Origin of the sequence: Terracoccus sp. 273MFTsu3.1 (assembly GCF_000383675.1) — a bacterium.
In the GTDB taxonomy this organism is placed as follows: Bacteria; Actinomycetota; Actinomycetes; order Actinomycetales; family Dermatophilaceae; genus Terrabacter.
Map to the genome: position 1 here is coordinate 112,993 of NZ_KB911820.1, position 23,677 is coordinate 136,669.

Sequence of the window (23,677 nt, forward strand, 5' to 3'; positions counted from 1 at the left end):
GACAAACCGCCGCACGTGCCAGCGACACCAGGGTCCCGACGGTCGAGTCGCCGTGGCTCGTCTCGGAGCCCGCTCTGGCTGACGGAGCGGTGAGTCCGCTGGGAAGTCGCTGGGCAGACCGCGAAGACGCCCGGTTCGTCCACCGCACCTGCGTACGGTGGAGGCACCGCTCCTCCCTCCCGTGAACGGGTCCGCACCATGACGGCACCGACCGCGGCTGCCCCCGGCACCGCACGCACCACCCCACCGGGCTGGCTGCCGCCCCGGTGGCTCGTCGTCACCGCGGTGCTCGTGCTCGCCGTCGTCCTCACCGATGCGGTCTCGCAGGCCGTCGTGCCCTTCATCCGCCGCGACGACTGGCCCTTCCTCTTGCCGCCGCACACCCCGTTCGCCTCGGACGTCTTCGCCAAGAACCTCTCCGAGGGCCGCTGGCTCAACTGGGCCTGGTGGGTCGGCATCGGCCAGCACAGCACCCCGCTCACGGCGTCGCTGACGTACGTGACGGCATACGTCGTCTTCGTCGCGGGCCTGTGGCGCGTGCTGCGCCCGGTCGACCGCACCCTGCACTGGGCGGTCGACGCGCTCCTCGGTCTCGCGGTCTTCGCGTCCGCGCTCTGGGTGCAGCTGCTCTACTGGCCCGGCACCCTCACGCCGTCGGTCCTCGTCGCGGCCGCGGCGGTGTGGACGCTGCCGTGGGCCTCGCGCACGCGTCCGAGGCTCGCGGTGTGGCTCCTGTTCGCCACCGTCCTGACGACCCTGACGTACCCGCCGGTCGGCGTCGTCCTCTTCCTCACCGCCGTCGTCCAGCTGCGCGCCCGCCCGTGGAAGGACGTGCTGCTCCTCGGTGCCGGTTACGTCGTGGCCTACGCGATCGGCGTCGCCGTCATCTACGGCCTCAACGGCGTCGCCTTCGGGCACCTCGGCCTCAAGATCGCCGCGTGGCGACACCCGAACCCGCCCCACGACCTGCACGACCTGCGCGTCAACGCCGGTCGGTTCGCCCGCGAGGTGCTGCGCCTCGGCTCGAAGCTGTGGGTCGGCGCGCTCGTGGGGATCGTCGCCGTCGTCGCCGCCTGGCTCGACCGCTCGGTCCGGCCGCTCCTGCTGCGGCTGGTGCTCGGGCTCGCGGTCGTCGTCGCACTGAGCGCAGCGCAGACCCTCGTCACCGGCGTCGTCACCGACCCGCGCGGCGAGCTCTGGGCGTGGATGGCGGCCGTCGTCCCGGCCGCCCTGCTGCTCGGTGGCGACGGGTGGTCGCCCCGCATCGGGATCGCCTGCCTCGCCGCGCTCACCGTCTTCGGGGTCGTGACGTGGCGGGCCGACATCGGCGCCCACCAGCAGACCCGGAGCGAGTATGCCGCCCTCGTCGACCGCGCGACCCAGCCGGGGCCGTCGGGCACCCGCCGCCCCGTCGTGCTCTACCAGGACCCGGCGCAGCGCACGACGAGCAAGGGCTCGATCATGGCCGGGACCCTGCGGATGATGGTGCGCCAGGCCCAGGGCGGGGTCGTGCCGCGGTGGTGCGCGCCCGCGGAGTGCGCGCGCATCAAGGCAGCCGGGACGGGGGTCGTCGACCTGGGGAGGGTCGTCGGCGTCGTCGTCCCGCCCCCGCCGGCCTGGATCTGAGACCGGCCGGCGGGGACGCGTCGACTACTTGACCGACCCCGCGGTGAGGCCGCCGACGAGGTGCTTCTCGATGATCGCGAAGAGGATGACGACGGGCACGACGGCGATGACCGACGCCGCGAAGAGCTGGTCCCAGTGCTGCTCGTAGCCGGTGATGTAGGCCCGCATGCCGACCGTGAGCGGCTTCTTGTCGTCGTCGATCATGAGCGTCAGCGCCACGACGTACTCGTTCCACGCCGCGATGAACGTGAAGATCGTCGCCGTGACGAGGCCAGGCAGCGTCAGCGGGAGCATGACACGGCGCAGGATCTGCCACCGGCTCGCGCCGTCGAGCGCGGCCGCCTCCTCGACCTCGAGCGGGATCGAGGAGAAGAAGCCATGCAGGATCCAGATCGCGAAGGCGAGGTTGAACGCCGCGTTCGTGAGGATGAGCGCGCCGTAGGTGTTGATCATGTTGAGCTCGAAGAACTGCCGGTAGAGGCCGACGACGAGCGAGGTGGGCGCGAACATCTGGGTCACGAGCACGAGCAGCAGGAACAGGCCCCGACCGGGGAAGCGGTGCCGAGCCGTCATGAAGGCCGCGGGGATCGCGACGAGGATGACGATCACCGTCGAGCCCGCCGCGACGATGAGCGAGGTCTTGAGCCAGTTGAGGAAGCGCTCGTCGCCGAGGATCTGGACGTAGGTGTCCCACTGCCAGACCTTCGGGAGGAAGCTCGGCGGCGTGCTCTTGACGTCGCTGCTCGTGCGCAGCGAGTCGAGCACCATGACGAGGTAGGGCGCGACGAAGACGAACGCGACGAGCGCGCCACCGAACCCCATGAGGATCCGCTTGCGGCGCTTGGGATCCCGGTTGTATGCCGTCGGGTTGCCTTGCGGTGCAGGCGTGCCCGCAGCGCTGGGGGCGGGGGCCGTCGTCGTGCTCATCGGCTCGTCTCCTCGCGCCAGTTGATGATCTTGAGGTAGATGCCGACGACGACGAGGATGAGCAGCACGTTGAAGATCCCCGCGGCCGCGGACATGCCCACATCGTGCTCCTGGCTCTTGAAGGCCAGCTTGTACATGAACGTGATCGTCGTGTCGTGGAGGTATCCCGGGTTGCGGTCGTTGAGGGTGTAGACGATCGGGAAGCTGTTGAAGACGTAGATGACGTTGAGCACGGTCGCGATCATCAGGGCCGGTCGCATGAGCGGCAGGGTGATGTTCCAGTAGCGCTGCCACGGGCTCGCGCCGTCGACGGTGGCCGCCTCCATGACGTCGTCGGGGATCGCGCCGAGGCCCGCGATGAAGACGAAGATCGTGAACGGCAGCGACACGAAGACGCCGACGACCACCATCGAGAACATCGTCCAGCTGTCGTCACCGAGGAAGTCGATCGGCGTGCCGATGATGTGCAGGTTCAGCAGGACGTGGTTGATGATCCCGTAGTTGTAGTCGTAGAGCAGGACGAAGAGCTGGCTCGTGATGACGAGCGAGGCGGCCCACGGGATGATGACGGCCCACCGGACGAAGCGTCGTCCGGGGAAGCTCTTCACGAGGAACTGGGCGAGCGCGAGGCTGAGGACGATCGTGATGGCCACGACCGCGACGACCCACACGACGGTGTTGCGCAGCACGGTGCCGAGGTCGGGGTGGTCGAGCACCTTGACGTAGTTGTCCCAGCCGGCGTCACCCTTGCGCAGGCCGGTGATGGAGTACTCGCCGCGCGAGGCGTCGAAGAGCTTGATCGCCGGGTAGAGCACGACCCCGAGGATGAGCGCGAGCGCCGGAGCGAGCCACAGCAGCGCGACGAGGGGGTGGACCTGGCCGATGCGTCCGGCACGACGCCGACGACCGGTGCGGGACGGCATACGCGAACGACGGTCCCCCGACCCCGCCACGGGGGCGGGATCGGGGGACACCGTGGTGCTGTTGCTCATCGGGCGGGTGCCTCAGCCGCCGCTCTCGGCGGTCCGCTGCAGACCGTCGAGGGTGGCCTTCGGGGAGCCGTTCATGGCGCCACCGAGGTTCTGCTGGACCGCGAGCTTGACCTTGTCCCACGTGGGGTCGTCGGTCGGCGTGAGCTTCGCGTTGGGCAGCGTGTTGAGGTAGACCTGCAGCGCCTTCTCGTTGGAGAAGTACGCGACGCCGGACTTCGTGACCGGGAGGAAGCCCTCGGCCTTGATGAAGGTGTTGACCTGGTCGGGCGTGTAGTAGAGGTTGTAGAAGGCCTTGACCGCCTTCTCGTTGCCCGGCTTCTTGAAGGCCATGAGGTAGTCGGTGACACCGAAGGTCTTGCTCTCGGTCCCGTCGTTGGACGGGAACGGCGCGACGGCGTAGTCGACCTTCTTGTCCTTGTCGAGGTCGGCCGCGAGCGGGCTGAAGCCGATGACCATGCCGGCCGTGCCGGACTTGAAGAGGTCGAAGGCGTCGGCGCGGTTGGTGCGGGCCGGGTTGTTCTGCGTGACCTTCTCGTCGGCGAGCTTCTTGAGGAAGCCCAGGGTCGCGACGTTCTTGTCGGAGTTGATGACCCAGTTGCCGTCGGTCTTCCAGTCGCCGCCGTTGTTGAACAGCCACATGGAGAACTCGCCCTGCGCCTCCTCGGGTCCGAGCGGCAGCGCGTAGCCGACCTTGCCGCCGCCGAGGGCGGTGATCTTCTTGGCGTCGGCCTCGAGCTCGGTCCACGTCTTCGGCGGCGCGGCGATGCCGGCCTGCTGGAAGAGCGTCTTGTTGTAGAAGAACGCGCGGGCCGAGGACAGGTCGGGGAAGCCGTAGAACTTGCCCTGATAGGTGCCGTACTTGACGAACGTGTCGAGGATGTCGTCCTTGACGACGGCCGGGAGCACCGCGTCGGAGTCGTAGAGCAGGCCGTCCTTGGCGTAGCTGGCGTACGCGTTGAGGTTGAGGATGTCGGGGGCCTGGTTGTTCTGGATCATCGTCGATGACTGCTGGTCGATGTTGTCCCAGCTGACGACCTGCACCTCGAGGGTGTAGCCGGTCTTCTCGTGGTACGTCTTGGCGAACGCGTCCCAGAACGCCTTCGTGTGGTCCTTGGAGTACTCGGCCGCGACGAGCTTGATCGTCTTGGCCTCCTCACCGGTGCCGCCGGCCGTGCCCCCCGGTGCCGTACCGGCACCTGTCCCTCCGCCGCATGCGCCGAGGGCGAGGCCTGCGATGGCCAGCCCCGCGACGACCACAGACTGCTTCGTCGACCTCATGTCTCTCCTTGGTTCGGTGCCGGACGTGGTGGCAACGTGATCACGCGCCGACCCGGTCACACAGATAAGCCAACCTAAGGGGGCGACTTTGCCATCCGCAAGAGCAATTCTGACTGGATGTTCATCAATTCGATCACAATCACGCACGTAGGGCGTCGGTGTGTCAGACCTGGTGGATGTCGACACCGGCCTCGCGCAGCGCGTCGACCTCGTCGCGGTCAGCGCCCACCGTAGTGACGAGGTGGTCGATGCGCTCGGCGGGACAGATCGAGGCGAAGGTCCGCACTCCGAGTTTGTCACCCGTGGCGACGCAGATGACCTGTTTCGAGCGTTCGATCATCGTGCGGATGATGGCGGCCTCCTCCTCGTGCCGGCACGTGGCCCCCTCGCGGGCCGAGAGCCCGTTGACGCCGACGATGGCCACGTCGAGCCACAGCTGCTGGAGCACGAGCGTCGCGAGCGGGCCGGTGACCTCGTAGGACTCGGGCCGCGCGACCCCGCCGAGCGAGACGCACTGGACGTGGGGCCGGAGCACCGCCTCGGTCGCGATGTTGAGGGCGTTGGTGACGATCGTGATCTCACCGTCGGCCGCGAGGTCCTCGCGCGCCGTGATGGCCCTCGAGGTCGCGGTCGTCGTGGTGCCGCCGTTGAGGCCGATGACCTGGCCGGGCAGGACGAGCGCGGCCGCGGCCTCGGCGATCCGCGTCCGGTCGTCGTCGCCCATGCTGCTGCGATAGCGGTAGGGCAGCTCGTAGGCGACGTTCGTCGCGACGACGCCGCCGTGGTTGCGGGCGACGAGCTGGCGCTTGGCGAGCTCGGAGAAGTCGCGTCGGATCGTCGCCTCGCTGACCCCGAGCAGCTCGGAGGCCTCGCCGACGCCGAGGCGGCCGGTCGTGGCGAGGCGGTCGAGCATGATCGACCAACGGCTGGCGCGGTTGCGGGCGAGATCGCTCTCTTCGGTCACGCGCTGACGATACCGCGCAGTTCGAGCAATGGACATGTGCATCTCTGCGCGTTTACGCTGTGTTTCGCGCAAACACAATCAACATCGTCACGGCGAGAGCCGTGTGACCGTCGAACCGTCGGGAGCCACCATGCCGCAGACCACGCACCTCGCCCAGGAGATCGCCACGCAGCCGGACGACTGGGAGCGCGTCGTCACGCGCCTCGACGACGTCGCGCGGCACCTCCCGCGCCCCGGTGAGCGGGTCGCGACGATCGGCTGCGGCACGTCGTGGTTCATGGGACAGGCGTATGCCGCCCGCCGCGAGGCCCTCGGCCAGGGACCCACCGACGCGTATGCCGCGTCCGAGCACCAGCTCGCGCGTGGCTACGACCGCGTCGTCCTCATCAGCCGCTCCGGCACGACGACCGAGGTCATGGCCGTCGTCGAGGAGCTGCGCGCCTCGGGCACCCCGCACGTGTCGATCGTCGCGACGGCCGGCACGCCGGTGGCCGAGCGCTCCGACGCGACGGTCCTGCTCGACGACGTCGACGAGCAGAGCGTCGTGCAGACCCGCTTCGCCACGACGACCCTCGCGCTGCTGCGCGCGTCGCTCGGCGACGACCTGCGACCGGTGGCCGAGCAGGCCCGCGCCGTCCTCGCGGAGGACGCCGGGGCGGCATACGGCAACCTCGCGCTGGCGGAGCAGGTCACCTTCCTCGGGCGCGGCTGGTCCAACGGCATCGCCAACGAGGCCGCGCTCAAGCTGCGCGAGTCGGCGCAGTTCTGGTCGGAGTCCTACCCGGCGATGGAGTACCGCCACGGACCGATCAGCATCGCCGCGCCGGGTCGGGCCGTGTGGGCCTTCGGCGAGGTGCCAGAGGGTCTGCCCGAGCAGGTGCGCGCGACCGGGGCCCACTTCGAGCACCGCGACATCGACCCGCTCGCCGATCTCGTGCGCCTGCACCGGCTGTGCCTCGGCAAGGCCGACGCGGCCGGTCTCGACCCCGACGCCCCCCGCAACCTGACCCGCAGCATCGTCCTCACCTGACCCCCCCCGCCCGGCCCCCGTTTCGCGCGCTCGGATCATGAGCGCGCGATCCGGGCGTCGGGCGCGCGGAATTTCACGCGCATGAGTCAGATTCCGCGCGCCCCGAGCCGGAGCGCGCGATCCGGTGGTCGGGCGCGCCCAAGGCTGGAGCGCGCGATCCGGGCGACGGGCGCGCGAAATGTCGCGCGCATGAACCAGATTCGCGCGCCCAGAGCTGGAGCGCGCGAAACGGGGTCAGCGGAGGGCCAGGAGCTGGAGGAGGCGAGCGGCCTCGTCGGTGACGGCGTCGCGGGCTGCGCCGAGATACTTCCTCGTGTCGACCGTCGGCGACGCCTCGAGCCGCTCGGTCATCGCCCGCGTGAAGACCTGGTTGAGGTGCGTCGCGATGTTGACCTTCGTCATCCCAGCCCGGACCGCGGCCACGAGCCCCTCGTCGGGCACCCCGGACGAGCCGTGCAGCACGAGGGGCACGGGGACCGAGCGGCGCAGTGCCGCAATGAGATCCGTATCGAGCTGCGCCGTGCGGTCGGTCATCGCGTGACTGCTGCCGACGGCCACGGCGAGTGCGTCGACACCGGTATCGGCGACGAAGCGCGCTGCGTCGTCGGGGTCGGTGCGCACGCCCGGCGCGTGGACCCCGTCCTTGCCGCCGACCTCCCCGAGCTCGGCCTCGACGCTGACCCCGGCCGCGCGGCAGAGCTCGACGACGCCACGGGTCACGGCGCGGTTCTCGTCGTCCGCCAGCGTCGAGCCGTCGAACATCACCGACGTCAGGCCGAGCCGGACCGCCTCCTCGACGAGCGAGACGTCCTCGGCGTGGTCGAGGTGCACGACGACCGGCTGCGTGCACGCGTCGGCGACGGCGAGCGTCGCCGCAGCGATCGGTGCGAGAGCCCCGTGGTAGCGCACGCAGTTCTCGGAGATCTGCATGACGACGGGCAGCCCGACGCGCTCGGCCGCCGCGGCGTAGGCCTCGGCGTGCTCGAGCTGGATGACGTTGAAGGCCGCCACGGCACGGCCGGCGGCTGACGCCTCGGCGAGCAGGGGCGTCAGAGCAGAGCGGGTCACAGACGGATCTCCTCGATCTCGACGGTGGGGAGCAGACGGGTGACGTCGGCCGGGTCGATGGCGCCGGCGACAGGCTGGAGCACGGCCGCGGCCGACCAGGCGACGCCGCGGCGCAGGACCGAGGCCCACGCCTCGGGCCCGTGCGGCAGGTCGCCGTCGCCGTCGAGGTCGGCCGCGAGCGAGGCCGTCAGGGCGTCGCCCGCGCCGGTCGGGTTGCCCGAGAGCGGGCGCGGCAGGTGGGCCCGGAGGGCGACGTCCTCGTGGACGAGGACGAGGCCGTTCGTGCCGTCGCTGATGATCGCGGCGCGGGCGCCGGCCGCCACGAGCGCGCGTGCCGCCCCGGGGACGGACGGCACCTCGCCGCGACCGAGCCCGGTGAGGGTCTGGGCCGCCTCGACCCGGTTGGGCTTGACGAGGTCGGGTCTCAGGGCGAGGGCGCGTGACAGGGGAGCGCCGCTGACGTCGAGGACGACGCGAAGACCGGCCTCGTGGGCCAGGCGGGTGATCCGGCGGACGAGGTCGGGGTCGGTGCCCGGCGGGAAGCTGCCCGACACCGTCAGCGTCGACGCCTCCGGAGCGAGCGCCTCGATCTCGTCGGCGATGCGGTCCCAGACCCGCTGCGACTGCCCGATGCCCGGCTCGTTGAGGAGGGTCACCCGCCCGCTCGCCTCGACGACGGCGACCGACCGGCGGGTCGGGCACGGGGAGGGGACGAGCCGGTGCTGCACACGACGGGCACCGAGGTCGGAGGCGAAGAGGTCGAGGTCCATCTCGCCGACCGGCGCCACCGCGACGGACCGGCAGCCCATCGACGTCAGCACCGCAGCCACGTTGAGCCCCTTGCCGCCGGCCCGCTCGCTGACCGAGGCGACGCGGTGGGTCTCGCCGAGCGCGACGAAGGGGACGGCATACGTGATGTCGAGCGCCGGGTTGGGCGTGAAGGTGACGATCATCGACCGACGAGGTCCAGGGCGATGGTCGCGGCGCCGAGCGAGCCGGCGCGGTCGCCGAGAGCGGCGGCGCGCACGGCGACGTCGTCGCGACCGCCGAGGCGGGCGGTGAGGGCCGTGCGCAGGGGCTCGAGGAGGGTGTCGCCGGCGTGGACGAGGCCGCCGCCGATGAGGACGAGCTCGGTGCCGGCGGCCGCGACGACCGGGGCGACCATGATGGCGAGTGCGTCGATGGCCTCCTGCCAGATGCGGCGTGCCTCCGGTTCCCCGGCCTCGGCGCGGCGCGCGACCTCCTCGGCGTCGCCCACGAGCCCGGTCGCCTCGGACCAGCGCCGCCCGATGGCGCCGGCGCTCGAGAGCGCCTCGAGGCAGCCGCGCTGCCCGCAGGCGCAGAGCGGTCCGTCGGGCACGACGACGATGTGGCCGATCTCGCCGGTCCACAGTGACCCGGTGACGAGCTGGCCGCGGCAGAGGATGGCACTCGCGAGACCGGTGCCGAGCGGCACGAAGAGCACGTTGTCGGCCTCGCGCGCGGCGCCGAGGCGGTGCTCGGCGAGCAGACCGGAGCGCACGTCGTGGCCGATGGCGACGGGCACGTCGAGGTGGGCCGCGATGCCGCCACGCAGGTCGAGGTCGCGCCAGCCGAGGTTGGCCGACCACACCCCGATGCCGGTCACGTCGTCGACGAGCCCGGGCACGGCGACCCCGACGGCGAGCAGGTCGACGGCCTCGTCGACGCGCGCCGTCAGCTCGACGACGGCCTTGGCGGCGACCTCGCCGAGCTGGTCACCGACCTTCTCGGGCGTCGGGCGCACGGCCTCGGCGAGCACCTGGCCGTCGGGGGTCACGAGGGCCGACTTGATCCGGGTGCCACCGACGTCGATCCCGACCACTGCTTCGCGCATCACGACGCGCATTCTATGCGCATTACTGCACGGTTGAACATCTGATCGAGCACATTTGGACACATGAGTGACAGCGCGGGCACCCGGCACAGCCTGCCACCCCCAGCCGAGCGCCGCGCGTCACTTGCTGCACGTTCCTGCAACCGACCGTCCGTCGACGCGCGACGGTGCCTGGCCGCTCCTAGCGTCAGGCTCATCGGGCCGGCCGGACCGCGGCCGGACCACAGGGGAAAGGAACACGCCATGATCACCAGGACTCGCCGGGCAGCCGGTGCCGCCGTCGTCGCCGCGGTGCTCGGCATGGTCGGTGCCACGGCAGCCAACGCCGCGTCACACCTGCGCTGCTGCTACAGCACGAGCACCACGTGCAACAGCGTCCGCCAGACCTACGTCAAGGACGGCAGCTGGAACGTCGGCACCTGCCGCTACTACACGATCTCGGACGGCAACCACGGCTACGGGTTCGTCTACACCGACCGCTGACGCGCCGTCGCCGACGCCGGGCGACCGGGCCACCCCATCGACGGGGAGGTCCGGTGGCCCGGAGGCGGACTGCCGCGGCGCCAACCTCAGCGCAGGTAGAGGGCCCGGGCCGGGCACAGCCTGACCGCCGTGTCGGCCACCGCCCTGCCGTCCTCACCGACGCGATCGTCCGCGACGACCGGGTAGCCCCACTCGTCGAGAGTCACCCCCGCGAGCAGCTGCGCGCACACCCCGTGACCCGAGCAGGCGACGCGGTCGACGGCCAGGCGTCGCTCGCGGACCAGTCCCAGGCGTCGGCGCGTGTGGTCGTCACCGCGGTCGGCCGGCCGCTCGGTGGGCCGGTCAGTGGGCGTGGACATCGGTCCTCCTCGCTGCGGTGCGGAGCTCGGCCGCGGGGCACCGACCGGCGCGGTGCTCCTCCTGATGGCCGGCGAAGACGCGCAGCGCCGACCGGGCGAAGCCGGCCACGCCCTCGGGGAAGCGGCACGCCCCACGGCCGGGCAGCAGCTCGGCCCGGGACACGACGCGGTCGTATGCCGTCCGGTCGCCTCCCGCGGCCAGCGCACGCCAGTCTGCGGCGAGGGCGGGCAGCCCGAACATGCACGGGCCGCACTGTCCCGCGGACTCGCCCGCCGCCCAGGTGAGGCACCGGTCGACGAACGCGAGCGGGCAGTCCCGCGGGTCGAGGACCTCGACGACACCGGGACCCGTGCGAGCACCGACCCGGGCGAGGTCGGCGTCGGACCAGCGGAGTCCCGCCACGTCGGCGGCCGCGACGAAGGTGCCGCCGAGGCCGCCGACGAGCACGGCCGGTGAGCCGTCGGGCAGGCCGCCGGCGACGTCGAGCAGCTCGCCCAGCGGAGCGCCGGCGGCGGTCTCGACGACGACGGCCCGCACCCCTGGGGTGCTCACGGCGACGAGGCGCGGCCCCGGCTGGTCGGGCGTGCCGAACGACCGGAACCACGCAGGCCCGTTGCGGGCGACCTGCGCCGCCCGCCAGACCGTCTCGGCGTTGAGGACGACGGTCGGGCTGACCCGGCGCCCCTGCGCGTCGCGGCCGCCGCGCACGAACGGCTGCCGCTTCGTCATGGGACGTGCGAGACCGCCCTGCGCGAGCGAGATGATCGCCGACTCCTCGGAGGAGACGTAGCGCGGCGGCACCTCGAGCACGCGCAGCCCGGCCCCGGCGAGACGACGCGCGGTCTCGGAACCGCGATGGGCGGCATACGTGACCGGGGCGCCGGCGGCGACGAGGGCGGCGCCGTCGACGAGCTCGGCGAGGCGGTGCTCGACGACCCAGGCGTCCTTGGCGGCGCCGAGCTCGCCGTCGCAGGCGTTGACGACGAGGTGGGCGCCGTGGGCGTGGGCGGCGGCGACCTTCGTCCCGGTGCTGAAGGCCGCGCCGCCGCGGCCGGTGAGGCCCGCCTCGGCGAGCAGGGACACGACGGTCATGACCACTCCTGGGCTGCGACGGCGACGCGACGCTGACGGTCGCTGTGCGTGGAGGAGTAGCGCCAGGCGATGGCGGACGCGCCGACGACCGCGCACGCGGCCGTCGTCCCGCGCAGGAGCAGCTCCCCGCTCGTGCCCAACGCCAGTCCGTGGACGATCGCCATCGGCCAGAGCGCGTACGAGAGCACGTGCACCCGTCGCCAGGTGCGCTCGGCGATGCGCTGCCGCAGGGCCGAGGTGACGCCGACGGCGAGGAGAAGGTCAACGGCGAGCGAGCCGAGCCCGACCCACAGCGCCTCGTAGCCGGACGTGAAGGGCAGGACCGCCGACACGAGGTCGATGGAGACATACGTCTCGGCGACCGCGGTCGCGATGTGCGCGAGGAGGAAGACGCTCGTGCCGAGCGAGAGCCACCGGTGCAGGGCCATGACGATCGTCGCCAACTCACCCGTGGGGCGTCGGCGGCCCGACGTGACGAGGCCGAGCACGACGACGACCGTGAGCAGCACGATGCTGACGACGCCGGTGGCCCGCGAGACGTACCAGAGCAGCTCGTTCATCAGGCGGCCCTCCGGGAGGCGTCCGGCCAGCCGGGGGTCGTGACGACGCGACCGTCGGTCGTCTCGAGCCGAGCCGGGACGCCTTGCCGGGTGAGCCACTCCGGGGCGTCGGCCCCGAGCACGACGGCGGCCGTCGAGGCGGCGTTCGCCTCGAGGCACGTCGCCGCGGCGCACGACACCTGCGACCAGACCGCGGGCGCGACGTGGCCGGTGCGGGGGTCGACGATGTGATGGCGCGGACCGTCGTCGGTGTCCCACACGCGCAGCTGGGTCGACGACGTCGCGATGGCCTGGCCGGTGCTCGTGACGACCTGTCGCGTGGCGCCCGCCGCGTCCTCGATGCCGATCGCCCACCCGTGGGGCGGCAGCTCACCGGCGACCGCGACGTCGCCGCCGAGGTTGACGGCGAACCCGCCCGGCAGGGACTCGGCGAGGAGCCCCGCGACCGTGTCGGCGGCATACGCCTTCGCGGTGGCGCCGAGGTCGAGCAGCGTGCCGGGCGCGACGGAGACGCGGCGGGCGGAGACGTTGAGGTGCACCGTGTGCCAGTGCGGCACGCGCACGACGCGCACCTGGTGGAAGCCGGCGCGGCGCCGCACGACGTCGAGGTCGTCGTCGTAGCCCTCGGCCACGAGCGCCGACCCCACGGTCGGGTCGACGAGACCGCCGGTGAGGCGCGCGACGCGCAGCGCCGCCTGGAGGTATGCCGCGAAGGCCGGTGAGACGAACGCCTCCGCGGGTGCCCGGCGGGCCCGCTCGGCCAGCAGGCTGACCTCGGAGTCGGGCCGGAAGCGGCTCACGGCCCGGTCGACCTCGCGCAGGTGCCGCTGGGCGGTCTCGACGGCGTCGGCGAGGACCTCGGGCCGCGTGACGAGGACCGAGTTCGTCGTGCCGATGGCGCGGAAGGTGCTCGACCCGACGTGCGGGCTCGCGACGGTGTCCATCACGACCCACCCGAGCTCGTCTGGGCCTGGACGTTGCTGCCGCTCACGGGCGCCACGGCGCTGAAGCCGGAGCCCGCGCTGGAGTCGCCCGAGCTGCTCGGGCCGGACGAGGTGTCCGACGAGTCGGACGAGGTCGATGCGCTCGACGAGGTGGTGTCGCTCGAGCCGGACGAGGTCTGCGTCGCCACGGTCTGGGTCGCCACGGTCTGGGCGTCGGCGAGGTGGATGCCGATGACGCCGACGAGAACCGTGGAGGCGGTGAGGGCACCGGCGGTCCAGACTCGGGCTCGGCGCAGGGCGCGGGGGAGGGTGCTCATCGGGACTCCTTCGGTGGGGATGGCTCCACCGTCGCGAGCGGCCCTGTGCCCCTCCTGTGCCGTCGCCCCGCCTCCCCGATGACTTGGCCGGCCCTTGTGACGCCAGCACACGGCATACGCAAACGGCTTGCGGCCGAACGCGATCGGGACGACGCTGCGCTCATGGCACTGGGAATCCACAGCATCACGTTCGACTGCGCCGACTCGCGCGCCCTCGCGACGTTCTGGGCGGGCCTGCTCGGCTGGAACGTCTTCTACGACGACGACCCGGAGGTGGTCGTCGCCCCGTCCTACCCGAACCCCGGGATGGGGCTGCTCTTCATCCCGGTGCCCGAGGGGAAGACGGCCAAGAACCGCGTCCACCTCGACGTGGCCCCCGACGAGGGGACCCGCGACGAGGCCGTCGAGCGAGCCCTGGCCGCAGGTGCCACCGTCCTCGCGGACCACCGCAAGGAGAACGGCGAGGGCTGGGTGACGATGACCGACCCCGAGGGCAACGAGTTCTGCATCGAGCGCGGGGCGGCGGAGCGGGGTCCGCTCGCGTCCGCGGCCTACCGGATCGGCTGACCCGCGCTACGCCTCAGGCGCCGGGCCCGGCGTCAGGGTCCGCGTCGGGCCCGGCGCCGTGGCGGGCGAGGAAGGCGGCGGCGGTGTCCGCGACCTCGCGCCAGCCGCTGTCGACGACGAGCGAGTGCCCGCGTCCCGGGATCTCGATGATCTCGGTGGGGGCGGGGTTCTTCAGCTGGCGCTTGTAGGAGGCGTGCGCGATGGCCCAGGGCACGATGTGGTCCTTCTCGCCGCTGATGACGAGGAGCGGGCCGCGGTCGGAGCGCTCCGTGTCGACGCTGGCCTCGGTGCGCGGGTTGACGTTCGCCGTGGCGGCCTGGAAGAGCGGGCGGCCCGGCGCCGCAACGGGATACGTGCGGTAGAGGTCGGCAGCCTCCTCGGCGCTGACGGCATTGGCGAAGGCGTAGCGGTACTGGTCGAAGGTCAGCGAGACGTGCCGGTTGTAGTTCGCCGGGTTGGTCAGGACGGGGGAGCTCGCGCGGAGGGCCGAGAAGGGCAGCGGCAGCACGCCGCGGAAGGGCGCGGGGTCGACGGCGACGGAGGCCCGGGCCAGTCCCTGGCCGGCGAGCTTCTGGGTGATGAGGCCGCCGAACGAGTGACCGATGACGACCGGCTCGCGGTCGAGCAGGCGGATGACGTCGGCGACGTGGTCGGTGACCTGGCCGACGGTCTTGCCGGCGAAGACCTCCGGGTGGGCGCGGGCCTCCTCGACGGTCTCGGGGTCGTCGGGCCAGCCCGGCGCCAGCGTGGCGTAGCCGAGGGACTCGAAGTGCTCGCGCCACGCGTCCCAGCTGCTCGGGAGCAGCCAGAGACCGTGGACGAACACGACGGGCAGGCGTCCGCTCGCGTTGGCCGCCTCGACCTGGGCGCGCTCGGTGGCGGTGATGACGGAGGTGGCGGGCGTGGCGGGCTGGGCGGGCGGCGTGCTGCTCATGGAGTTCTCCCGTGCGGTGAGGGGTGGGTGGGTCCAGCAGGTAGAACGATCGTTCTACAGTAGCCATTCCCGACGGGGTGCGCCAGAGGCAGCGCGCACCGGTTTCCCCACGGGCTACGGACCGCGCGAGCCGGCCGGACACCTGCGTTAGCGTGGCGACGTGGACGAGCCGACGACGACGCGGACCCCCGGCCGCGAGCGCCTGCTCGCCGCCGCCTCCCGGCTCTTCTACCGCGAGGGCATCAACGGCGTCGGGGTCGACCGCATCCTCGAGGAGGCCGGCGTCACGCGCGCCACGATGTACCGCCACTTCGCCGGAAAGGAGGCGCTGGTCGCCGCCTACCTCGAGTCCGAGGACGCCGCGCTGCGCGGCTACTTCGCCGACGCCGAGGCCGAGGGCGGCACCCCGACCGAGCTGCTCGGCCGGGTCATCGACACCATCGCGCTCGACATCACGAGCTACCACACCCGCGGTTGCCCCTTCATCAACGCGGCAGCGGAGTTCCCCGACGCCGACAGCCCCGTGCGGCGCATCGTGGCCGCACACCGGACCTGGTTCAGGCAGTCGCTGGCCGAGCTGGCCCGTGCCGCCGGGCTGCCCGACCCGGAGGCCACAGCCGCGGTGCTCGTGCTGCTCCGCGACGCCGCCCTCGTCGGGGGCTACCTCGACGGGGTCGACGTCACCGCCCCGGCGTTCGTCGCCACGGCGCGACAGGTCGCCGGCCTCGACGCCTGAAGCGCGGGCTACTCCCCGGTGCGCGCGAGCGCCACCGTCTTGGGCACGACGAGGCGCCAGGCGTCGATGACGATCTCGCGCATCCGGTCGACGTCGAGCGCGTCGAGCCTCACTTCGACCCAGTTGAAGCGCAGGTCGGACCGGCGCGGCATGAGGAAGACGTCGGGCTCGCTCGCGACGAGCACGTCGCGCTCCTCCTTGGGGAAGGCGAACCCCATCTGCGTCTCGTCGGTGGAGAACGCGAGCCACACGATCTTGCCGACACGGAACTTCACGCGGTCGTGGACGAGCACCTCGTACGAGCGAGGGAGCTGCTCGGCCACGCGCCGCACGTCGTCGATGGTCACGGGCACCCCTCCACCCTGCCATGCACGCCGGGGCGACACGCCGTCCGAAGCCTCTGACTCCGAGGGACCGCCCGCTCCGGCGCCCCACACCCGCCCCACACCCGCCCCACCCCCGGGCCCGGCACCCGCCCGACCCCTTCCGCGGACGCACGCGACGGCATACCCTGCCCCTGTCGCGACCTCGACGGCCCACCGGGCCGGGCGGGCTGAAACGTCGACTCCCTGACACACCGACAAGGAGACGACGTATGCCGTCCAACCCCACCCCGCCCACCGTCCCCGACACCGCGCCCACCGTCCCGGAGCGCCTGCTCGCCTTCCTCGACCGCCTCGGCGCCGAGCTCGACCGCCGTGGCGACGCCGTCGCGCTGCTCGGGCTCGGCTCGGTCGGCCGCGACCTGCACCGCCTCGATGAGCACTCGGACGCCGACTTCTTCGTCGTCGTCGACGACGCAGCCACCCGCGACCGCTACATCGCCGACATCGACTGGCTCGAGGCCGCGCACCCGGTCGTGTGGTCGTTCGAGAACAGCGACCTCGGCCGCAAGGCGCTGCTCGAGGGCGACCTCTTCGCCGAGTACGCCGTCTTCGCCCTCGCCGACATGGCGACCGCGGGCTACCCGCCGGGCCGCATCCACTGGAGTCGCGCCGACGCACCGGCCGGCCTCGAGGTGCCCCGGGCCCCGCTGCCGCAGCCACCCTCGCTCGAGCACGAGGTCGGCGAGGCGATCACCAACCTCTACGTCGGGCTGCACCGCGACCTGCGCGGCGAGCGGCTGACCGCGACCCGCTTCATCCAGGGGTATGCCGTCGACCGCTGGGTCACCGTGCTGGGCCACCTCGGGCTCGGGCGCGGCGCGCAGCAGGACGTCTTCGTCGTCGACCGCGGTGTCGAGCGGCGCTTCGGTCCCGACCTGCTGCCGCTGGCCGACCTCGTGCCCGGCTACGAGCGCAACGCCCACGCGGCGGCGACGCTCCTGCGCCTGCTCGAGGCGCACGTCGAGCTCGACCCGACGATCGTCGCGGCCGTCCGCGACCTCATCGTCCGGTCGGCGACCGAGGCTCAGTCCCGGACGGACTCGAGCTCGAGCTCGTAGACGAGCAGGGTCAGCGTGTCGATCGGTGACCAGTCGCGCTCGGGGGCGCGGGTGAAGCCGAAGCGCTCGTAGACGCGGTGGGCGGCGTGCATCATCGGCTGGGTGGAGAGCACGACGCGGCGGCGTCCGAGGGCCCGCGACCGGTCGATGCACTCGCGGACGAGGGCCGTCCCGATGCCGCGACCGCGACCCTCGGGCGCAACGGCCAGGGTGCGGAACTCGGCCTCTCCCTCGCGCGCGACGTCGGCGAACGGGCCGGGAGCCCCGACGAAGGCGACACCGCCGAGCAGCGTGCCCGCGTCGTCGACCGCGACGAGGACCTCGGCGTGCTCGGCCCGGCGCCCGACGTCCCGGAGCACGGCGAGGTAGGGGTCAGCCGCGCCGTAGTCGAGCAGCCCGTCGTCGAGGTAGGCCGCGGCCGTCAGCTCACCAAGTCGCTCGTAGTCGTCCGGGCGCACCGCCCGGATCGTGAAGCCGTCCATGCGCGCCAGTGTCGCAGCCGCGGGGCGACCGTCGTCCGAGATGTCTCCCATGTGACCGGCAGGCTGCACCCAGCCGGTTCGCAGAAACCGCACCTACGTTCCGAGACGGCTCGAGCGAGCCGCCTCGGGGGCTACAGGGAAGGGGCAGCATGCGCACACACACCAGGCGCACCAGGACGGTCGTGGGGGTCGGGCTCGCCTCGAGCGCCCTCGCGCTCGGCACGACCTTCGTGGCGGGGTCGGCGGCGTCGGCCGCCGGCACGGACGGCAGCGACATCGTCTACACCGTCCACCCACTGACGAAGCAGTTCTCCACGGGCACCAAGCCGGGCGCCCTGCCGACCCCGTCGCAGTGCGTGGCCCGGATCGGGCTCGCCTGCTACACGCCGGCCCTCATCCGCAAGGCGTACGACATCCCCGACGGGTGGACCGGCAAGGGACAGCGCATCGTCGTCGTCGACGCGTACGGCAGCCCGACGGTCCGCGGTGACCTCGACGTCTTCAGCCAGACGTTCGGTCTGCCCAAGGCCGACCTGAACGTCTACTACCCGGGCGGCCAGCCGCAGACGAGCACGGCCCACAAGGGCCAGCCGCTCAGCTGGGCCGGGGAGACGAGTCTCGACGTCCAGTGGGCGCACGCCATCGCGCCGGACGCGACGATCAACCTCGTCGTCGCGCCGAACAACTACGGCAACGCGCTCAACGTCGCCGTGAAGTACGCCGTCGACCACGACCTCGGCGACGTCCTGTCGATGAGCTACGGCGCCGACGAGGCCGCTATCAAGGGCAAGGGCAACAACCTCCAGCTCCAGCAGTCGCACGCGAACTTCGCGGCGGCCGCCGCCAAAGGGATCTCGCTCTTCGCCTCCTCCGGCGACGACGGCGCCTCGAACGGCGGCCCGGCCCTCGCGGCCGGCTACCCGGCATCCGACCCGCTCGTCACGGCCGTCGGCGGCACGAACCTCTTCGCGAGCGACACCGGCGCCTACGAGGGCGAGACGGTGTGGGGCGACGAGGCGTCGTGCGCCGTGCACCAGCCGTTCGGCTGCACCCTCGGGCCGATCGGCGCGACGGGCGGCGCCCCGAGCACGATCTTCCCGGCGCCCGCCTACCAGGCCGGCGTCAACGGCAACGCGATGCGGACGACCTCCGACGTCTCGTACAACGCGTCGGTCTACACGTCGGTGTTCGTCTACGAGGGCTTCAACGCCAACCCGGACGACAACGGCTTCTACTTCTACGGCGGCACGAGCTCCGGCTCGCCGCAGTGGGCCGCGATCGGCGCCCTCGCCGACCAGCAGGCGGGCCACCGCCTCGGCCAGCTCAACCCGGCGCTCTACGCGATCGGCACGGGGGCGACGCACGCGCTCGCCTTCCACGACGTGACGGCGGGCAACAACGCCTGGCAGGGACCCGGCCTCGACGCGAAGGTCGGCTACGACGACCCGACGGGCCTCGGCTCACCGGACGTCTCGAACCTCGTGGGGCAGCTCATCCACTGAGCGACCCGTCCGAGCCCGTATGCCGTGTCGTGGCCACCCAGCACCCGCTGGGTGGCCACGGCCGTCCCACGCACGGGATGTCTGGGTGATCCGGGGGTGCGTCTTGCGCACTTCTTGCGGAGTTCTTGCCGGTGTGTCCGTCAGCGTCTTGCACCCCGCGGACGAGAGTTCGCGACATGACCTCGGTGATCGTCGACGGAGCAGCCTCACTGGCTGCGGCCTGGCCTCTCGCCCTCCTCACCATCCTCGTCGGCTCCCTCTTCGCCGCGGCCTACGTCCGCGCCGGACGGCCGACGGGCAGCGGGCCGCGTTGGGACGACGCGGCTCCGGGCCGGGCCTGCCGCTCGGCCGGGCACAGCTACCTCAAGCGCGAGACCGGATGGTGCTGCTCGCAGTGCGGTGACGAGATCGCCGAGCAGACGTACGTCCCGCAGGTCGCCGGGACGGGCGCCGGCGTCTGAGCGCCCGCGCTCCATGGGTGCGCGTTTGCACGATCGGTGCGTCCCGCACGACGCACCCGTCGACGTAGCGCGCACTTCCGGGAGCGACGCGCACGGGTGTGACGTGGAGCGACGCAGCGACGCAGCGCCGGTGAGCCGGTGCGTCAGGCGGCGAGGCGCCAGGCGAGGACGCCGAAGAGCACGCCGAGCGAGTTCGTCGCCCAGTGCATGCCGACGCTCGCGAAGAGGCTGCCGCTGCGGCGGCGCAGCTCGCCGGCGAGGACGCCACCGAGCGCGGTGAACAGGACGGTGCCGCCGACGACCGCCGCCTTGGCGAAGGGGCCCAGGCCGGACACGGCCGAGCCGATCGCCTCGTTGCCGGTGGCCGAGGCCATGGCGGGGAAGACGTGCCAGAGGCCGAAGAGCAGCGACGATCCGACGAGCACCTGCCACATCCGGGCGTGCCGCGAGAGGAAGCCCCAGAGCACGGAGCGGAAGGCGACCTCCTCGAGCAGGATCGTGCCGACGGGGATCATGACGAAGGCCGTGAGCAGCGCGCCGGCCGGGGGCAGGTGGTAGCGCACGTCGAGGAACGCGGTGCGCGTCGTCGGGAGCAGGATGCCGACGAGGTAGACGAGCCCGACGACCGCGATGACGCCGAGGCCCCAGCGGATGCCGCGGGCGTGGGTGTGCCGGGCCAGGCCGAGCTGGTGCCACGACAGGCCCTGCCACCGGGCGAAGGCCAGGAGGGCGACGGCCCCGACCGGGCCGAGCCACATCGTGTCCCAGCCGAGCACGTGGTTGGCGACATTGACGCCGGCGAGGGCGAAGACGACGGCCACCGTGGCGGCCAGCCGGGCGCGCCGTCCGCGGGCGATGAGCGCCAGTCGGCGGTGTCGCACCGAGTCGTGGGCGCGGTCGTGCAGCACGTCCGGAGAGGCCGTGACCACGCCATCGGTCGAGGATGCGACGGCGACAACGGGGCTCACGGATCGGCTGCTCATTGCCTCCATTTTCGCACGTCAACCTGTGCGAGACCTGTGCTGCAGCCGCCCGGCGACCCCGCGTGCCACCCCGGTCACAAGCGCCTCACGCCACCCCGAGGGCCACGGACACCTCCCCACATCCCGGGGCGTTTGCGGACAACTCGGCGCGCTGCCGCCCTATCGTCCCCCCATGACGACTTCTCCGGTACAGGGGCCGGTGCTGGCGAGGGTGCGGCCTGACGCGTGGCGACGCGTCCGCTACGGACTGCTCGTGGCCTGTCTCGTCCTGCTCGGATCCGGCGTCCTGCTCGGCTCGGCGCCCTCGACCTTCTCCGACCTGCGTGACGGCGTCCTGTCAGGCCGTGTCGACACGGTGCACGTGTCGGGGGGACTGCCCGCGGGCGCGACGGGTTACTCCACGGTGTCGCTGACGTGGCGCGACGGCGGCCTCGACCGGTTCGCCGAGGTGGTCGAGGCGAGCGATCCCACGGCTGCCTCCCCGAGCGACGTGGGCGCGCGCGAGGTCATGACGTCGGACGTCGAGCAGACGCTCCGCTCGCTCAGCCCGGGCGTGCGCATCGAGGCCGTGGCGAGGTCCAACCCCGGGCAGACGCTCGCCGGGTGGCGCGTGCCGGGGTGGTTCCCCGTGGCGGCGATCCTGCTGTGGCTCGCCACCGTCGCCCTGCTCGGCAACGGCGCGCAGCCGTGGTGGGGCACCCGATGGGCGTGGTTCTGGGCGCTCTTCTCCCCGGCCGCCGTCGTGACCGTCCCCCTGTTCCTCCTCGTCTCAGGCCCGCCCCCCGGCCTGCCCGAGTCCGGGTCGTCCGGGCGTCGACTCACCGGCGGCTGGGCCTTCATCCTCTTCTGCCTCGTGGGTCCGGCCGCGGTCGGAGCGATCACCCGCCTCTGAACCCGGCGGCCTCAGCGCCGCCGCTCGACGAGTCCCCGGACGTACTCCGCCTGACCGAGGTGCTTGGCCGCGTCGTCGAGCACCGACACGAGGCGCACCGCCACCGTGACGGGCGGGTCCCAGCGATCGTCGACGACGCGGGCGTATGCCGTGTCGTCGAGCTCTTCGACGAGCTCGACGGTGCGCTCGTGCACCGCGGCGTGGTACTCGGCGAAGAGAGCCGGGTCGGCGACGGTGAAGCGGCCCACGTCGGTCGAGGTCATGCTCCAGCCGTGGGCGTCAGCGGGGTAGGGCAGGCCGAAGCGCTCGACCCACCCGTCGCCGCGCCAGACCGAGTCGTCGGCGTCGGTCAGCTGCGTCACCTGGTCGTCCTGCTGCCGGGCGAGGTGCCAGACGAGCCACGCGATGTGGTTCGCGTCGGCGTCGGGGCGCCAGAGCAGCTCATCGGTCGAGAGGCCATCGACGACCTCCGGCAGGCCGTCTCGGATGCGGCCGAAGCCGTCGAGCATCAGGTCGCGTGCGATGTCGGTCGTCATGTGGTCCACCTACCCAGCATGCACCCGACACCGACGCGGCAACCGGCCCTCCGGGCACCACGCGCGATCCGGATCCCTTGCACGAGAGGCGCGCCGGACGAAACGGACCTTTGCCACCCGATGTATCTGGGCGGCTCGTCCGGTCTCTGAACCCCCGCGCCCACCACACGCAACGACGCCGGGCGCCCCGACCCAGGAGACCATCGATGACGACCATCCTCACCCCCACCGCCCGACGGGCCACGAGCCTCGCCGGACTCTGCGACGGTGCGGTCCACCTCCCCGGCGACCCCGGCTACGACGCGGCACGGATGCCGTGGAACGTCGCGCTCGACCAGCGTCCGGCCGCCGTCGCCCTGCCTCGCACCGTCTCGGACGTCCAGGCGGTCGTCCGCGCGTCCGCGGCGGCCGGCCTGCGCGTCGCGCCCCAGAGCACCGGTCACAACGCCGGCCCGCTCGTCGGGCGCGGTCTCGACGACGTCGTCCTCGTCCGCACCGAGCGGATGCGCGGAGTCAGCATCGACGCGACCCGCCGCATCGCCCGCGTCGAGGGCGGCGCCCTGTGGATCGACGCGACCGAGCCCGCGGGCGACCACCGTCTCGCGGCGCTGCACGGCAGCTCGCCGGACGTCGGCATCGCCGGCTACAGCCTCGGTGGTGGCATCGGCTGGTACGCCCGCAAGCTCGGCCTCGCCTCCAACAGCCTCACGGCCGTCGAGCTCGTCACCGCGGACGGCGAGCACGTGCGCGCCGACGCGACGCAGAACGTCGAGCTCTTCTGGGCGCTGCGCGGCGGTGGCGGCAACTTCGGCGTCGTCACGGCGCTCGAGTTCCGCCTCTACCCGATCGAGACGGCGTATGCCGGCATGCTCGTCTGGGACCGCGACCAGGCCGAGCGCGTGCTGCGTCGCTGGGCCGACTGGGCGCCCGAGGCGCCCGACGCCGTGACGACGTCGTTCCGCTTCCTCAACCTCCCGCCGCTGCCGGCGATCCCCGAGCCGCTGCGCGGCCGGTCCCTCGTCGTCATCGACGGCGCGGTGCTGGGCTGCGACGCGGAGGCCCGCTCGATCCTCGGGATGCTGCGCGGCCTCGGGCCCGAGATCGACACCTTCGACCGCATGCCGGCCCGGTCGCTGACCCGGCTCCACATGGACCCCGAGGGGCCGACGCCCGCCGTCTCGGACGGGACGCTCGTCGGCGAGCTCGGCGACCCGACGATCGACGCGCTCCTCGAGCAGGTCGGCCCCGGTTCCACGTCGTCGCTGCTCTCGACCGAGCTGCGCCAGCTCGGCGGTGCGCTCTGCCGTGCGCCCGAGGGCCACGGCGCCCTCGCGACGATCGACGCGGCATACGCCGTCTTCGCCGTCGCGATCGCGGCGACCCCGGAGCTCGCGGTGCAGGGGCAGCTCGACGCCCACGCGCTCACCGGTTCGCTCGCGCCGTGGTCGGCGGGCCGCAGCTACCTCAACTTCGCCGAGAACGAGGTCGACGCCCGCACGGGCTACTCGGAGTCGGCGTGGCTGCAGCTCAAGGGGATCCGGTCGGCGTACGACCCCGACGACCGCTTCCTCGCCAACCACCGGGTCCCCCGTCTCTTCGAGGAGGGACGGGTCACCGACTGACCGCGAGCCCAAGTTTTTCCAA

The 23,677-nt window shown here is 72.4% G+C and carries 27 protein-coding genes; 10 read left to right on the plus strand and 17 right to left on the minus strand.

Features of this window, described 5'->3' with window-relative positions; genetic code table 11:
* The first annotated feature begins 198 nt into the window (after positions 1–198).
* Positions 199–1,626, plus strand: coding sequence for a hypothetical protein (locus H283_RS0100450; RefSeq protein WP_020141538.1), 1,428 nt, complete (start codon positions 199–201; stop codon positions 1,624–1,626).
* Positions 1,627–1,650: 24 nt separating this feature from the next.
* Here the strand turns inward: H283_RS0100450 and H283_RS0100455 are convergent, their stop codons facing one another.
* From H283_RS0100455 to H283_RS0100470, 4 genes are all read right to left on the minus strand, one after another.
* Positions 1,651–2,553: a carbohydrate ABC transporter permease gene (locus H283_RS0100455; protein WP_020141539.1), complete on the minus strand. Its 903-nt coding sequence runs from the start codon at positions 2,551–2,553 to the stop codon at positions 1,651–1,653.
* Positions 2,550–3,545 carry a carbohydrate ABC transporter permease gene (locus H283_RS0100460; protein WP_043647877.1) on the minus strand — a complete coding sequence of 332 codons (996 nt, stop codon included), beginning with the start codon at positions 3,543–3,545 and terminating at the stop codon, positions 2,550–2,552. The genes H283_RS0100455 and H283_RS0100460 overlap by 4 nt, the downstream gene beginning before the upstream one ends.
* A 12-nt stretch (positions 3,546–3,557) precedes the next feature.
* Positions 3,558–4,823, minus strand: a complete 1,266-nt coding sequence (locus H283_RS0100465; protein WP_043647880.1) for an extracellular solute-binding protein — start codon at positions 4,821–4,823, stop codon at positions 3,558–3,560.
* Between the two features lie 163 nt (positions 4,824–4,986).
* Positions 4,987–5,787, minus strand: a complete 801-nt coding sequence (locus tag H283_RS0100470; RefSeq protein WP_020141542.1) for a DeoR/GlpR family DNA-binding transcription regulator — start codon at positions 5,785–5,787, stop codon at positions 4,987–4,989.
* A gap of 130 nt (positions 5,788–5,917) precedes the next feature.
* Between H283_RS0100470 and H283_RS0100475 the strand changes: the two genes are divergently transcribed.
* Entirely contained in the window at positions 5,918–6,817 is a 900-nt protein-coding gene (locus H283_RS0100475) for an SIS domain-containing protein (protein ID WP_028785231.1), read from the plus strand.
* Positions 6,818–7,051: 234 nt separating this feature from the next.
* Here H283_RS0100475 and H283_RS0100480 read toward each other — a convergent pair whose 3' ends face one another.
* Genes H283_RS0100480 through H283_RS0100490 form a run of 3 tightly spaced genes read right to left on the minus strand, consistent with a single transcriptional unit; the run spans position 7,052 to position 9,740 of the window.
* On the minus strand, positions 7,052–7,885 hold the full coding sequence (locus tag H283_RS0100480) for a class II fructose-bisphosphate aldolase (protein WP_020141544.1): 834 nt from the start codon (positions 7,883–7,885) through the stop codon (positions 7,052–7,054).
* Entirely contained in the window at positions 7,882–8,838 is a 957-nt protein-coding gene (locus H283_RS0100485) for a 1-phosphofructokinase family hexose kinase (RefSeq protein ID WP_020141545.1), read from the minus strand. The genes H283_RS0100480 and H283_RS0100485 overlap by 4 nt, the downstream gene beginning before the upstream one ends.
* On the minus strand, positions 8,835–9,740 hold the full coding sequence (locus H283_RS0100490; RefSeq protein WP_028785232.1) for an ROK family protein: 906 nt from the start codon (positions 9,738–9,740) through the stop codon (positions 8,835–8,837). The genes H283_RS0100485 and H283_RS0100490 overlap by 4 nt, the downstream gene beginning before the upstream one ends.
* A 243-nt stretch (positions 9,741–9,983) precedes the next feature.
* Here H283_RS0100490 and H283_RS0100495 point away from each other — a divergent pair, with 243 nt between their 5' ends.
* Complete coding sequence (locus tag H283_RS0100495; protein WP_020141547.1) at positions 9,984–10,223, plus strand: hypothetical protein; 240 nt, start codon at positions 9,984–9,986, stop codon at positions 10,221–10,223.
* A gap of 86 nt (positions 10,224–10,309) precedes the next feature.
* Here H283_RS0100495 and H283_RS23515 read toward each other — a convergent pair whose 3' ends face one another.
* Genes H283_RS23515 through H283_RS23520 form a run of 5 tightly spaced genes read right to left on the minus strand, consistent with a single transcriptional unit; the run spans position 10,310 to position 13,496 of the window.
* Positions 10,310–10,582 (minus strand): ferredoxin, encoded by a 273-nt coding sequence (locus tag H283_RS23515; RefSeq protein WP_020141548.1) that lies wholly within the window; start codon positions 10,580–10,582, stop codon positions 10,310–10,312.
* A complete protein-coding gene (locus H283_RS0100505; protein ID WP_020141549.1) occupies positions 10,566–11,675 on the minus strand; it encodes an NADH-ubiquinone oxidoreductase-F iron-sulfur binding region domain-containing protein in 1,110 nt (369 codons plus the stop codon). Before H283_RS0100505 ends, H283_RS23515 begins: the two co-directional genes overlap by 17 nt.
* Positions 11,672–12,235, minus strand: coding sequence for a ferric reductase-like transmembrane domain-containing protein (locus tag H283_RS0100510; RefSeq protein ID WP_020141550.1), 564 nt, complete (start codon positions 12,233–12,235; stop codon positions 11,672–11,674). The genes H283_RS0100505 and H283_RS0100510 overlap by 4 nt, the downstream gene beginning before the upstream one ends.
* Entirely contained in the window at positions 12,235–13,179 is a 945-nt protein-coding gene (locus tag H283_RS0100515) for an FAD:protein FMN transferase (protein ID WP_020141551.1), read from the minus strand. Before H283_RS0100515 ends, H283_RS0100510 begins: the two co-directional genes overlap by 1 nt.
* Positions 13,179–13,496: a hypothetical protein gene (locus tag H283_RS23520; RefSeq protein WP_020141552.1), complete on the minus strand. Its 318-nt coding sequence runs from the start codon at positions 13,494–13,496 to the stop codon at positions 13,179–13,181. Before H283_RS23520 ends, H283_RS0100515 begins: the two co-directional genes overlap by 1 nt.
* 162 nt (positions 13,497–13,658) lie before the next feature.
* Between H283_RS23520 and H283_RS0100525 the strand changes: the two genes are divergently transcribed.
* Positions 13,659–14,063, plus strand: a complete 405-nt coding sequence (locus H283_RS0100525) for a VOC family protein (RefSeq protein WP_020141553.1) — start codon at positions 13,659–13,661, stop codon at positions 14,061–14,063.
* A gap of 13 nt (positions 14,064–14,076) precedes the next feature.
* Here the strand turns inward: H283_RS0100525 and H283_RS0100530 are convergent, their stop codons facing one another.
* Positions 14,077–14,997 carry an alpha/beta hydrolase gene (locus H283_RS0100530; RefSeq protein ID WP_020141554.1) on the minus strand — a complete coding sequence of 307 codons (921 nt, stop codon included), beginning with the start codon at positions 14,995–14,997 and terminating at the stop codon, positions 14,077–14,079.
* A gap of 160 nt (positions 14,998–15,157) precedes the next feature.
* On the opposite strand from H283_RS0100530, the gene H283_RS0100535 reads away from it, so the two are divergent.
* On the plus strand, positions 15,158–15,733 hold the full coding sequence (locus H283_RS0100535) for a TetR/AcrR family transcriptional regulator (RefSeq protein ID WP_020141555.1): 576 nt from the start codon (positions 15,158–15,160) through the stop codon (positions 15,731–15,733).
* A gap of 8 nt (positions 15,734–15,741) precedes the next feature.
* On the opposite strand, the gene H283_RS0100540 is transcribed toward H283_RS0100535, so the two are convergent.
* Positions 15,742–16,086 carry an MmcQ/YjbR family DNA-binding protein gene (locus H283_RS0100540; RefSeq protein WP_020141556.1) on the minus strand — a complete coding sequence of 115 codons (345 nt, stop codon included), beginning with the start codon at positions 16,084–16,086 and terminating at the stop codon, positions 15,742–15,744.
* A gap of 242 nt (positions 16,087–16,328) precedes the next feature.
* Between H283_RS0100540 and H283_RS23525 the strand changes: the two genes are divergently transcribed.
* Positions 16,329–17,177, plus strand: a complete 849-nt coding sequence (locus H283_RS23525) for a hypothetical protein (protein WP_020141557.1) — start codon at positions 16,329–16,331, stop codon at positions 17,175–17,177.
* Here the strand turns inward: H283_RS23525 and H283_RS0100550 are convergent.
* Positions 17,144–17,659 (minus strand): GNAT family N-acetyltransferase, encoded by a 516-nt coding sequence (locus H283_RS0100550; RefSeq protein WP_020141558.1) that lies wholly within the window; start codon positions 17,657–17,659, stop codon positions 17,144–17,146. The genes H283_RS23525 and H283_RS0100550 overlap by 34 nt on opposite strands.
* 149 nt (positions 17,660–17,808) lie before the next feature.
* Between H283_RS0100550 and H283_RS23530 the strand changes: the two genes are divergently transcribed.
* Together H283_RS23530 and H283_RS0100560 are read left to right on the plus strand one after the other, a co-directional pair.
* Positions 17,809–19,161 (plus strand): S53 family peptidase, encoded by a 1,353-nt coding sequence (locus tag H283_RS23530; protein WP_156022891.1) that lies wholly within the window; start codon positions 17,809–17,811, stop codon positions 19,159–19,161.
* 176 nt (positions 19,162–19,337) lie between these two features.
* Positions 19,338–19,622 (plus strand): hypothetical protein, encoded by a 285-nt coding sequence (locus tag H283_RS0100560; protein ID WP_020141560.1) that lies wholly within the window; start codon positions 19,338–19,340, stop codon positions 19,620–19,622.
* A gap of 143 nt (positions 19,623–19,765) precedes the next feature.
* On the opposite strand, the gene H283_RS0100565 is transcribed toward H283_RS0100560, so the two are convergent.
* Complete coding sequence (locus tag H283_RS0100565) at positions 19,766–20,605, minus strand: CPBP family intramembrane glutamic endopeptidase (RefSeq protein ID WP_156022892.1); 840 nt, start codon at positions 20,603–20,605, stop codon at positions 19,766–19,768.
* A gap of 172 nt (positions 20,606–20,777) precedes the next feature.
* On the opposite strand from H283_RS0100565, the gene H283_RS0100570 reads away from it, so the two are divergent.
* The gene (locus H283_RS0100570) at positions 20,778–21,497 is read left to right on the plus strand and encodes a hypothetical protein (protein WP_156022893.1); all 720 of its coding nucleotides are present in this window, start codon (positions 20,778–20,780) and stop codon (positions 21,495–21,497) included.
* 11 nt (positions 21,498–21,508) lie between these two features.
* Here the strand turns inward: H283_RS0100570 and H283_RS0100575 are convergent, their stop codons facing one another.
* The gene (locus tag H283_RS0100575; RefSeq protein WP_020141563.1) at positions 21,509–22,033 is read right to left on the minus strand and encodes a DinB family protein; all 525 of its coding nucleotides are present in this window, start codon (positions 22,031–22,033) and stop codon (positions 21,509–21,511) included.
* Between the two features lie 206 nt (positions 22,034–22,239).
* On the opposite strand from H283_RS0100575, the gene H283_RS0100580 reads away from it, so the two are divergent.
* Positions 22,240–23,655 (plus strand): FAD-binding oxidoreductase, encoded by a 1,416-nt coding sequence (locus H283_RS0100580; protein WP_020141564.1) that lies wholly within the window; start codon positions 22,240–22,242, stop codon positions 23,653–23,655.
* Positions 23,656–23,677: the final 22 nt, after the last annotated feature.

What these genes read in the sequence shown, in the direction of transcription:
- H283_RS0100450 (WP_020141538.1), top strand. Translation starts at nt 199, where the DNA reads ATGACGGCACCGACCGCGGCTGCCCCCGGCACCGCACGCACCACCCCA.
- H283_RS0100455 (WP_020141539.1), bottom strand. Translation starts at nt 2,553, where the DNA reads ATGAGCACGACGACGGCCCCCGCCCCCAGCGCTGCGGGCACGCCTGCA.
- H283_RS0100460 (WP_043647877.1), bottom strand. Translation starts at nt 3,545, where the DNA reads ATGAGCAACAGCACCACGGTGTCCCCCGATCCCGCCCCCGTGGCGGGG.
- H283_RS0100465 (WP_043647880.1), bottom strand. Translation starts at nt 4,823, where the DNA reads ATGAGGTCGACGAAGCAGTCTGTGGTCGTCGCGGGGCTGGCCATCGCA.
- H283_RS0100475 (WP_028785231.1), top strand. Translation starts at nt 5,918, where the DNA reads ATGCCGCAGACCACGCACCTCGCCCAGGAGATCGCCACGCAGCCGGAC.
- H283_RS0100485 (WP_020141545.1), bottom strand. Translation starts at nt 8,838, where the DNA reads ATGATCGTCACCTTCACGCCCAACCCGGCGCTCGACATCACGTATGCC.
- H283_RS0100490 (WP_028785232.1), bottom strand. Translation starts at nt 9,740, where the DNA reads ATGCGCGAAGCAGTGGTCGGGATCGACGTCGGTGGCACCCGGATCAAG.
- H283_RS0100495 (WP_020141547.1), top strand. Translation starts at nt 9,984, where the DNA reads ATGATCACCAGGACTCGCCGGGCAGCCGGTGCCGCCGTCGTCGCCGCG.
- H283_RS23515 (WP_020141548.1), bottom strand. Translation starts at nt 10,582, where the DNA reads ATGTCCACGCCCACTGACCGGCCCACCGAGCGGCCGGCCGACCGCGGT.
- H283_RS0100505 (WP_020141549.1), bottom strand. Translation starts at nt 11,675, where the DNA reads ATGACCGTCGTGTCCCTGCTCGCCGAGGCGGGCCTCACCGGCCGCGGC.
- H283_RS0100510 (WP_020141550.1), bottom strand. Translation starts at nt 12,235, where the DNA reads ATGAACGAGCTGCTCTGGTACGTCTCGCGGGCCACCGGCGTCGTCAGC.
- H283_RS0100515 (WP_020141551.1), bottom strand. Translation starts at nt 13,179, where the DNA reads ATGGACACCGTCGCGAGCCCGCACGTCGGGTCGAGCACCTTCCGCGCC.
- H283_RS23520 (WP_020141552.1), bottom strand. Translation starts at nt 13,496, where the DNA reads ATGAGCACCCTCCCCCGCGCCCTGCGCCGAGCCCGAGTCTGGACCGCC.
- H283_RS0100525 (WP_020141553.1), top strand. Translation starts at nt 13,659, where the DNA reads ATGGCACTGGGAATCCACAGCATCACGTTCGACTGCGCCGACTCGCGC.
- H283_RS0100530 (WP_020141554.1), bottom strand. Translation starts at nt 14,997, where the DNA reads ATGAGCAGCACGCCGCCCGCCCAGCCCGCCACGCCCGCCACCTCCGTC.
- H283_RS23525 (WP_020141557.1), top strand. Translation starts at nt 16,329, where the DNA reads ATGCCGTCCAACCCCACCCCGCCCACCGTCCCCGACACCGCGCCCACC.
- H283_RS0100550 (WP_020141558.1), bottom strand. Translation starts at nt 17,659, where the DNA reads ATGGACGGCTTCACGATCCGGGCGGTGCGCCCGGACGACTACGAGCGA.
- H283_RS23530 (WP_156022891.1), top strand. Translation starts at nt 17,809, where the DNA reads ATGCGCACACACACCAGGCGCACCAGGACGGTCGTGGGGGTCGGGCTC.
- H283_RS0100560 (WP_020141560.1), top strand. Translation starts at nt 19,338, where the DNA reads ATGACCTCGGTGATCGTCGACGGAGCAGCCTCACTGGCTGCGGCCTGG.
- H283_RS0100565 (WP_156022892.1), bottom strand. Translation starts at nt 20,605, where the DNA reads ATGAGCAGCCGATCCGTGAGCCCCGTTGTCGCCGTCGCATCCTCGACC.
- H283_RS0100570 (WP_156022893.1), top strand. Translation starts at nt 20,778, where the DNA reads ATGACGACTTCTCCGGTACAGGGGCCGGTGCTGGCGAGGGTGCGGCCT.
- H283_RS0100575 (WP_020141563.1), bottom strand. Translation starts at nt 22,033, where the DNA reads ATGACGACCGACATCGCACGCGACCTGATGCTCGACGGCTTCGGCCGC.
- H283_RS0100580 (WP_020141564.1), top strand. Translation starts at nt 22,240, where the DNA reads ATGACGACCATCCTCACCCCCACCGCCCGACGGGCCACGAGCCTCGCC.